Annotated in this window: 8 protein-coding genes; 5 read left to right on the plus strand and 3 right to left on the minus strand. The window is 35.0% G+C overall.

What is annotated here, in order from left to right; genetic code table 11:
- The first annotated feature begins 299 nt into the window (after window positions 1-299).
- From FHL05_RS11830 to FHL05_RS11850, 4 genes are all read left to right on the plus strand, one after another.
- A complete protein-coding gene (locus FHL05_RS11830) occupies window positions 300-749 on the plus strand; it encodes a DUF3290 family protein (protein ID WP_153385321.1) in 450 nt (149 codons plus the stop codon).
- Window positions 750-757: 8 nt separating this feature from the next.
- On the plus strand, window positions 758-1,387 hold the full coding sequence (locus FHL05_RS11835; RefSeq protein WP_153385322.1) for a DUF421 domain-containing protein: 630 nt from the start codon (window positions 758-760) through the stop codon (window positions 1,385-1,387).
- 270 nt (window positions 1,388-1,657) lie between these two features.
- The gene (locus tag FHL05_RS11845; RefSeq protein WP_153385323.1) at window positions 1,658-3,118 is read left to right on the plus strand and encodes a multicopper oxidase family protein; all 1,461 of its coding nucleotides are present in this window, start codon (window positions 1,658-1,660) and stop codon (window positions 3,116-3,118) included.
- 113 nt (window positions 3,119-3,231) lie between these two features.
- Entirely contained in the window at window positions 3,232-3,885 is a 654-nt protein-coding gene (locus tag FHL05_RS11850) for a YczE/YyaS/YitT family protein (protein ID WP_238333970.1), read from the plus strand.
- Window positions 3,886-4,078: 193 nt separating this feature from the next.
- Here FHL05_RS11850 and FHL05_RS11855 read toward each other — a convergent pair whose 3' ends face one another.
- The gene (locus FHL05_RS11855) at window positions 4,079-5,281 is read right to left on the minus strand and encodes a GGDEF domain-containing protein (RefSeq protein WP_153385324.1); all 1,203 of its coding nucleotides are present in this window, start codon (window positions 5,279-5,281) and stop codon (window positions 4,079-4,081) included.
- A 239-nt stretch (window positions 5,282-5,520) separates the two neighbouring features.
- Between FHL05_RS11855 and FHL05_RS11860 the strand changes: the two genes are divergently transcribed.
- Entirely contained in the window at window positions 5,521-6,876 is a 1,356-nt protein-coding gene (locus FHL05_RS11860; RefSeq protein WP_153385325.1) for an FAD-dependent oxidoreductase, read from the plus strand.
- 21 nt (window positions 6,877-6,897) lie between these two features.
- Here the strand turns inward: FHL05_RS11860 and FHL05_RS11865 are convergent, their stop codons facing one another.
- Both FHL05_RS11865 and FHL05_RS11870 read right to left on the minus strand, forming a co-directional pair.
- Window positions 6,898-7,578: an EAL domain-containing protein gene (locus FHL05_RS11865; protein ID WP_153385326.1), complete on the minus strand. Its 681-nt coding sequence runs from the start codon at window positions 7,576-7,578 to the stop codon at window positions 6,898-6,900.
- A gap of 62 nt (window positions 7,579-7,640) precedes the next feature.
- Window positions 7,641-8,075, minus strand: coding sequence for a GNAT family N-acetyltransferase (locus FHL05_RS11870; RefSeq protein ID WP_153385327.1), 435 nt, complete (start codon window positions 8,073-8,075; stop codon window positions 7,641-7,643).
- Window positions 8,076-8,505: the final 430 nt, after the last annotated feature.

The raw sequence follows: 8,505 nt of genomic DNA on the forward strand, positions 1-8,505 counted from the left end.
ACATCTAAAGGGCATGAATGGTGTCCTTTTTTGGTGTTCTTAAATGGTTATTACTAATAAATGGTATACAAAAATAAAGTTGATGGCAAAATACCTATCAACTTTATTTATCGTACAGCCTAAAAATATTAGTTTGAAATTTCCCTGGCAAAAATAAATCGGCAAAATAGCTCAACAATCACTTTTAAGATTGCTGGGCTATTTTTTATGCTTTGTTCGGGTTGGAGGCGTTTGAAAAGCCTTTAAATGGGCTTTTTGGTATACTAAATGTAAATTAATAAATGATTGAAGGGATATAAATGGATTTTTATTCGTATCAATATATAACCAATCATAGTGACCAACCCAATTTCATGTTCATTATTGGAACCTTAGTTTTAGCTTTAGCAATCCTAGTCACGGCTTTTTTGTATTTCAAAAATAGGTCGGACAATAAATATCGTGATTTGTTGATTATTTTTGTTTTAGGAATTTTATTGTTTTTAGGAATCAACTATAACAATTATGAACAACAACTTGATGTCAGCAATAAAAATTCGCAAACGTTGGAATTAATGAAATCAATTGCCAAGGATCAAGATGTCTCCTTGAAAAAAGTCTATTCCAATAGTTCCAGTTTGACTGAAGGAATGCTGATTAAAGCTGGTTCTAAAATTTACAAAGTTAGTTTCGACGACAATCAAACTAGTTTTACGTTAAGTGAAGCTGGTATTGTCAGCACAAAACAAATTAAATTGATTAAAAAGTAGGTGAAATGATGGATTTAAATTACGGAGATTTAACTTTAAAATTTATTATCGGTTTCCTATTCATGGTTCTACAAATCAATCTCTTTGGACGAGGCAACATTGCACCTACAAGTGCGATTGATCAACTTCAAAACTACGTTCTTGGTGGTATCGTCGGTGGTATGATTTACAATTCAAGCATCACGATTTTGCAATTTGCTTTGGTCTTGCTGATTTGGACGATGGTCGTTTTTGTAGCAAAATTTTTGACCAACCACAATAATATTTTTAAGAAGGTAGTTGAAGGTACCCCCAAAGTAATTGTCAAAAATGGTCACATCGATGTAGATTTAGCACTGAAAAATGGCTTATCTGCCAATGACCTGTCATTTAAGCTCCGTCAGTCTGGCGTGATGGATATCCGAAATGTTAAGCGGGCCGTTTTTGAACGTAATGGTATGTTGACTATCATTATGAAAGATGAAGACAGTTTGCGTTATCCAATCATTTTGGATGGGAAAATTGACTATGATGAATTGGAATCAATAAAAAAAGATGAAGATTGGGTCGAAGAAGAATTGAAAAAGCAAAAGGTCGATGTTTCAGATGTTTATTTAGGAAATTATATCGATGGCGAGTTAGTCATTTATACATATTAATGTTTTAGGTTACCCGAAAATAGTTTTTAATATAGAAGAAACTGTATTAGAATGTAACTGTATTAAATTTTTGGTGGTGATACAGTGTCAAGCAGTTCAAAAACATTTTCATTAATCATGCTGGTTTTTTATGCTATTTTGCTTTATTTTGTTTTTGCAAATAAGAATATGATTGCAATGTATATGATGGCAATTGGTATGTTTGTTGATGCTTTAGTAGGTTTCATTTGCACTTTCCGATCAAAAACTAAATAGGGTGGCGAATTTTAAATGACAGATTCAAAGGTTTATAACGATTATTTCTTCGATGAACCCATATTCGATTTACACGATGGTGGCTATGTTCCACTAGAAAAGGCTGATGTACCAGATCAACCTTTAAATATTCCCGCAGCTTTGGAACCAGATAAAGTTGACGGAAACGATGTTTATTACACAATTACGGCTCAAGAGGGCGAAACACAAATTCTTCCTGGTGCTAAGACAAAGACTTGGGGCTACAATGCTTCATTGTTAGGACAAACAATTGTTTTGAAAAAAGGCGTTCACTACCATGTTCACCTAGTTAACAAATTGTCAGAAGTAACAACTTTTCACTGGCATGGACTAAATGTTACTGGACCTATCGTTGATGGTGGTCCGCATGCACCGGTTTATCCAGATGGCAGTCGTGATATCGACTTCACTTTGGACCAACCTGCACAAACTGATTGGATTCACCCACATCCATGTCCAAATACAGCTCGCCAAGTTTGGAATGGATTAGCTGCTGCTGTCGTCGTTACAGATGATGAAGAAGCTAAGTTGCCATTACCAAGAAACTATGGCGTCGATGATATTCCAGTGATTTTACAAGATAGAACTTATCATGATAATCAACTTGATTATAAAAAAGATTATGATGTCGATGGAACTCTTGGCAAGTATGCTTTAGTCAATGGAACAATCAATGGTGTCTTCAATGTTACGACACAAAAAGTCCGTTTAAGAATCTTGGATGGGTCTGATCGTCGTGAATGGAGATTGCACTTTGACGACAATCACGAATTTACACAGATTGCTTCTGACGGCGGCATTTTGCCAGAACCCGTTAAATTCACGAAATTGATGTTAACTTGTGCTGAACGTGCAGAAGTTATCGTTGACTTTGGCGACAAGAAACCAGGTGACGTGGTAACTTTGATGAGCGATGATATGCCAATTATGAAATTTAAGATTGGTCAATATGCTGCTGACGATTCTAAATTGCCAGAACACTTAACAACTATCGACGCACCAAAAGTTACACCAGGACTTCCTGTTACAAAGACTGTTATGTCAGGGATGGATGACCAAGTACGTTTGGATGGCAAACTCTTTGATATGCAAAGAATCGACCGCAAGCAAAAGATTGGCGATACTGTCCTTTGGGACGTTGTTAATACTAACGATATGGATGGCGGAATGATTCATCCATTCCATATGCACGGTTGCCAATTCTTAGTCATCAGTCGTAATGGCAAAGAACCATATCCTAATGAACATGGCTGGAAAGATACGGTTGGTGTCAATGCAGGTGAAACAGTTAGATTAGCTGTTCAATTCACTAAATTTGGTGTTTATATGTATCACTGTCACATTCTAGAACACGAAGATACTGGAATGATGGCTCAAATTGAAGCTTATGATCCAAATGAAAAACATGAATATCACTTATTGAGCATGGATGAAATGAATCACCCTAAGAAATAAGCCGATTGACATTGAATTAGTCCTTAATTAAACTAATCAATGAAATCAAATAAAAAGGGAGCTGACCTTATTTGGTCTTAGCTCTCTTTTGTTATATGTGGAAGGATATTGTTTTGAGACAGGGAAAATTTAAAATTCGGTTAGGCTATTTAGTTTTTGCAATCGTCTTAGATGCTTTTGCCAATGCTTTAATGATTGACAGCAACATGGGGAGTGCTGTCTGGACGGCTTCAGCGGTCAACATCTCATCCCTATTGCATTCAAGTTATGGAACGACCTTATTCGTTTATGCGGTCATTGTAACGATTGCCAATCAATTTTTATTAGGCAAATTCGATGAACATATTTTTATCTCCAATTTACTATTTTCATTGCCATTCAGTTATTTGGTTGGCTTCTTTTCAGATATCCTCAATCCTTTACAATTGAATAATTTATCGATAGCTTCACGATTATTGGTCGATGTTATCGGCTTAATTGGGGTATCCATCGGAACTTCGATTTATCAACGTTGCAATTTGATACAACATCCTAATGACGAATTAGCTTATCTCTTACGTTTCAAATATCTTCATGGTTCAGCTGGCTGGGGACAATTAATCAGTTATACACCACCAGTAATCATTATGATTATTTGTTATTTCTTGACGGGTAATATCCTGTCCGTAGGGATTGGAACCGTTCTAGCAATGTTTTTCCAAGGAGTAATTATTGGCATTTCCGATAAGATAGTCGTCCCATCTTTGAAGCATCATTATTCATTTTAAAATTAACAGTTTAATGCTTGCGCTAGTGTGTCACATGGTTTAATATTATGCGTAGGGACTACCAGATTTAAAAACAACTGATTCCTTCCCGACGGTGAGATTAATTTCTCACTATTTTTTTATTTCGAATTTTAGAAAAATATACAGTTGAAAATACGAAAAAAGCATCACTGATTTTTATAGTCAGTGATGCTTATTTAGTTAATTTATTAAAATTATATGTCAATCCTTCAACAGTCAAACGGTTGCGACCGAGGTTTTTTGATTCGTATAAATAGCGATCGACTCGATTAAAGAGGTCATCGAAGTTAAGATCGGTCTTATCAAGCTTGGAAACGCCAAAAGAAATTGTTATTTCTAACTTTTCGCCATTTAAAACCAAAGGTGTGTTAGTTAAAGCTTCTCTAAGATTTGCGATGATAGGGATGCATTGGGCTGGCTTCTTGCCTCGAAAGACGATAATAAATTCTTCGCCTCCAAAACGGAATAGTTCCCCCTTGGCATCACCTAAAAACATTTCCCGCTCAATCGTCTGGGCAACGTGCTTCAAAACTTCATCGCCGGTGCTGTGTCCATATGTATCGTTGAATTCTTTAAAGTGATCGATATCAAACATGGTAACAGTTAACGGGATTTCTTCATTAGAATAAGTTTCAAAAAGTTCTTGAGCTGTTTTATCTAAGCTGGCTCGATTCCTGATTCCAGTTAATTCATCGTAATTTACTTTCACTTTTAAATCATCATAATTAATCATTGTATCTTCTAGTTTTTTTGCACAAAAACGAATTATTGCCATATAAATCAAGAAAACTATGAGCATATTAATGATTTCAAGCATTGGAAAACTATGATCGACCCAAAGGAGTATCCACCAAGATAATCCAAAGAATAGTTGCATGATTAAATATTTCCATTCAGAGCGTTGCAATTTTTCAGTTTGCTGATAAATATAAATTACGATAATAACCAAGAAAATGTACGAGACGGCAAAGAATGGTAAATTTTTATTTTCCAAACGATCTAAATTAATAGATGTGTAATATGCAAAAGGCATTAAAATATTGATCAGTAAAGTAATCTTATTGCGAATCAGATACATGCAGTAGAGCAGAATCGTCAATTGAGCATTGGCATACAGCCAGCCGTGATTGATTGAGCCCGTATTTAAAATATGGAATATCTGTTGCAACATAATCATACTAAAGGTTAGAACTAATCCCTCTATTAGGTGTTTAAAAAATTTTTGATAAGAGGGCGACGACTTACCGATTATTCGTTCGAGTGAATAAGCAACGATCGTAATGATCGTTATCAGACCAATTGTCACTAGAGTAATAATTGCTGAATTGATATTCAGATAATTATTGATGATGCTTCCTAAAATGATATCTGGCAAGTTTTTCCCTCAATTATTTAATTTTATTATTTTTTCAATTAAGAAAAGTCTAACATAGAAGTTCATTTTTAAGATACAGGTGTTTATTAATACTTAATAATTCCGGTTATTAGTATACTCTTTATTCACTGATTAATTGAATGGTTTATAATATTAGTCAATAGTGTAGTTATTTTTAAATTTATGTTTAATTATTTCAAAATTAATTTATGTATATTTAGAAAAATGAGGGGAAACTTATGAAAGTAGTGATTGTAGGTTGTACTCACGCCGGTACTGCAGCAGTTGAGCAAATTTTAAACGATCATCCCGAAACAGAAGTGACCGTCTATGAAAAAGATGATAATATTTCTTTCCTATCTTGTGGGATTGCACTATATCTGGGGAAACGAGTCAAGCATTTAGAAGACATGTTTTATGAAACTCCTGAAGATTTGGAAAAAATGGGCGCCAAAATTAAATTGAAACATGATGTTCTAAAAATTGATGCTAAGCATAAGACTTTGATGTGTGAAAATATGCAGACGCATGAGATTATCAATGATACTTACGATAAGTTGATTATGACGACGGGGTCTTATGTAGTAGTCCCACCAATTGTTGGTATCTCAGATCCAAAAATTTTGATGTGTAAAAATTATGCCCAAGCACAGGCCATTTATAAGACAGCTCAAAATCATCGCCATATTACGATTATCGGCGCAGGCTATGTTGGAGTGGAGCTAGCAGAAAGCTATGCCAATACTGAACATGATGTCACGCTGATTCAATCAAGAAATCAGGTTTTAAATAATTATCTAGACAAAGATATGTCGCAAAATGTGATTGATTTATTAAAAGATCATGGCGTCAAAGTTCTTTTAAACGAACGGGTCACAGGCTTTGACCGTGATGACAATGATGAGAATATCATAATTGAAACAACTAAAACGAAACATAAATCAGATCTTGTAATCGTTGCGACCGGGTTCGTAGCCAATACTGAATTATTACGTGGACAAGTTGAAATGGATCGTCATGGAGCCATCATTATCAATGATTATTTACAGACGTCAAATCCTGATATTTATGCAGCGGGAGATGTTTGTACAGTCAATTTCAATCCTACTGGAAAACCTGCTTATATGCCCTTGGCAACTAATGCTATTCGTCAAGGAACTCTTGCAGGGGTCAATGTCTTCGGGGATATTCAAAAGTACATGGGAACTCAAGCCACTTCAGCAATGGAATTATTTGGTTATACGACAGCTTCAACAGGATTGACCTTGAGCCATGCTTTAGAAAGTAAAATCAATGCTGCGGCAGTCGAGTATCATGATTACTACCGTCCTAAATATATGCCTTCGACTAGTATGTTGACGATTAAATTAGTTTATAATCGCGATAATCATCTGATTTTAGGAGCCCAATTATTTAGTAAACATGAAATAGCCCAATCGGCGAATACAATTTCCGTCTGCATTCAAAATAAGAATACGATTGAAGATTTGGCCTTTGTCGATATGCTCTTTCAACCAAATTACGACAATCCGTTCAATTATTTGAATTTAGTTGCTCAAAAAGCAATTCAACAGGAAAAACAAAACAGCCGCTAATTTTTAGATTAGCAGCTGTTTTTATTTGTCATCATCTTTTTTTAATTTTAAGAGGCGAGGCTTGCCATAAAAATAGCCTTGTCTGAGGTCGATATTTAAGGAATCGGCCAATTTGTCATCTGTTTGGTCTTCAATACCTTCCAAAATAAAACGGAGGTTATTTTTTTGACTGAAATCACGCCAGAAAATAACTTTTTGTTCGATATCTGGGTCGCGTAATTTCTCACCAAAATTTTGAATTGCAAATTTAATTTCTGAAGCGAGAGGAACTAAATCTTTAATTTGGTCTAATTGATTAACGCCGGTTCCACAATCGTCGAGGCTAAAATCCATGCCATAATTGATGAAATCTTTGATTAAAGGAATCAGTTGAGAATTCTTCCAATCGTAGTCAGGCTTGTCTTCTGTCAATTCAACAACAAGTCGTAAGGGACGCAAATTCTTTTGAGCCTCAATAATGGCTGCTCTTACTTCTTGGTCCATCAATTGATTGCGATTGATATTTACCGAAACGGAACCAATTTTTAAGGATAATAAACTAGTTGTATCAATCAATAATTTAGCCATGAGGTGAGAAGGGACGTCAGAAAAATTTGCTGGTGGACGCCATCCTTGCTCAGTCTTTTTTTTCATAAGCAATTCATAGCCGATCAGTGAATCATTGACCTTATCGAGTTGAGGTTGAATAAAAAATCTATACATTATTAAATAGGCTCCCTAAATAATCTCAAATATGTCTGAATCGGATTACTGAATCAATCTTACTACAATAGAAGTTTCATGTCATGATGAGCAATGCCGACTTCCTGATATTGTTTGCCGATGACCTTAAATCCTAATTCTTTATAAAAATTTTGAGCATGATCTTGTGCTCCAAGGATGACATAATTATAACCTTGTTTTTTGGCAAATTTAAAAATATATTTTAATAATTGAGAACCAAGATTTTTGTGACGGTAATTTTTTAGAACAGCAACTCTTTGAACATGGATGCCGCCATCATCAAGTGGAAAGAAGCGAGCCGTGGCAACAGCTTTGTTGTCAGAGTAAAGGTTGAAGTAGGTACATTGATCTTCTTTGTCATCAATTTCTAAATTTTCTGGAACATTTTGTTCGTTAATAAAAACAATTTTTCTAATATTTGTGCTATCTTTGTAAGTATTAGAACGTACGTCGCTGGAATATTTGATTTCGTTCATGGATATGACCTCGCTTCAAAAAATGTCAATATACATCTATTATATTACAAATATTCTCAAAAACAGGCCCGATTATGAATAGATAAAAATACAATTTTTAAAAAAATGAGCGAAATTGAGCTTGCTACAATGTAATCAAGTGTCGTGTTGTTCTAATTGCAATAAAGGATAGGATAAAAAAAGTACTACTGTAGAGGAGGAACCGACTAGTGAAAGTAATCGTTGTCGGATGTACACATGCTGGAACGGCTGCAGTTGAACAAATTTTAGAAAAGCATCCTGAAACCGATGTGACCGTTTATGAACGGCTGTTCGTCAAATTAAGTTGATGGCAGTTTACATAAGCAGTTAGATCATAATTGGTCTAGCTGTTTTTTATTTGGCTGACGAGCTTGCTCGGAGCCAAAAAATTTGAAGATTGATACGCTTA

Source organism: Companilactobacillus halodurans (genome assembly GCF_009600995.1).
GTDB lineage: Bacteria > Bacillota > Bacilli > Lactobacillales > Lactobacillaceae > Companilactobacillus > Companilactobacillus halodurans.

Excerpts from the sequence above, each read along its gene's own strand:
- FHL05_RS11830 (WP_153385321.1), top strand. The coding sequence starts at position 300 with ATGGATTTTTATTCGTATCAATATATAACCAATCATAGTGACCAACCC.
- FHL05_RS11835 (WP_153385322.1), top strand. The coding sequence starts at position 758 with ATGGATTTAAATTACGGAGATTTAACTTTAAAATTTATTATCGGTTTC.
- FHL05_RS11845 (WP_153385323.1), top strand. The coding sequence starts at position 1,658 with ATGACAGATTCAAAGGTTTATAACGATTATTTCTTCGATGAACCCATA.
- FHL05_RS11860 (WP_153385325.1), top strand. The coding sequence starts at position 5,521 with ATGAAAGTAGTGATTGTAGGTTGTACTCACGCCGGTACTGCAGCAGTT.
- FHL05_RS11865 (WP_153385326.1), bottom strand. The coding sequence starts at position 7,578 with ATGTATAGATTTTTTATTCAACCTCAACTCGATAAGGTCAATGATTCA.
- FHL05_RS11870 (WP_153385327.1), bottom strand. The coding sequence starts at position 8,075 with ATGAACGAAATCAAATATTCCAGCGACGTACGTTCTAATACTTACAAA.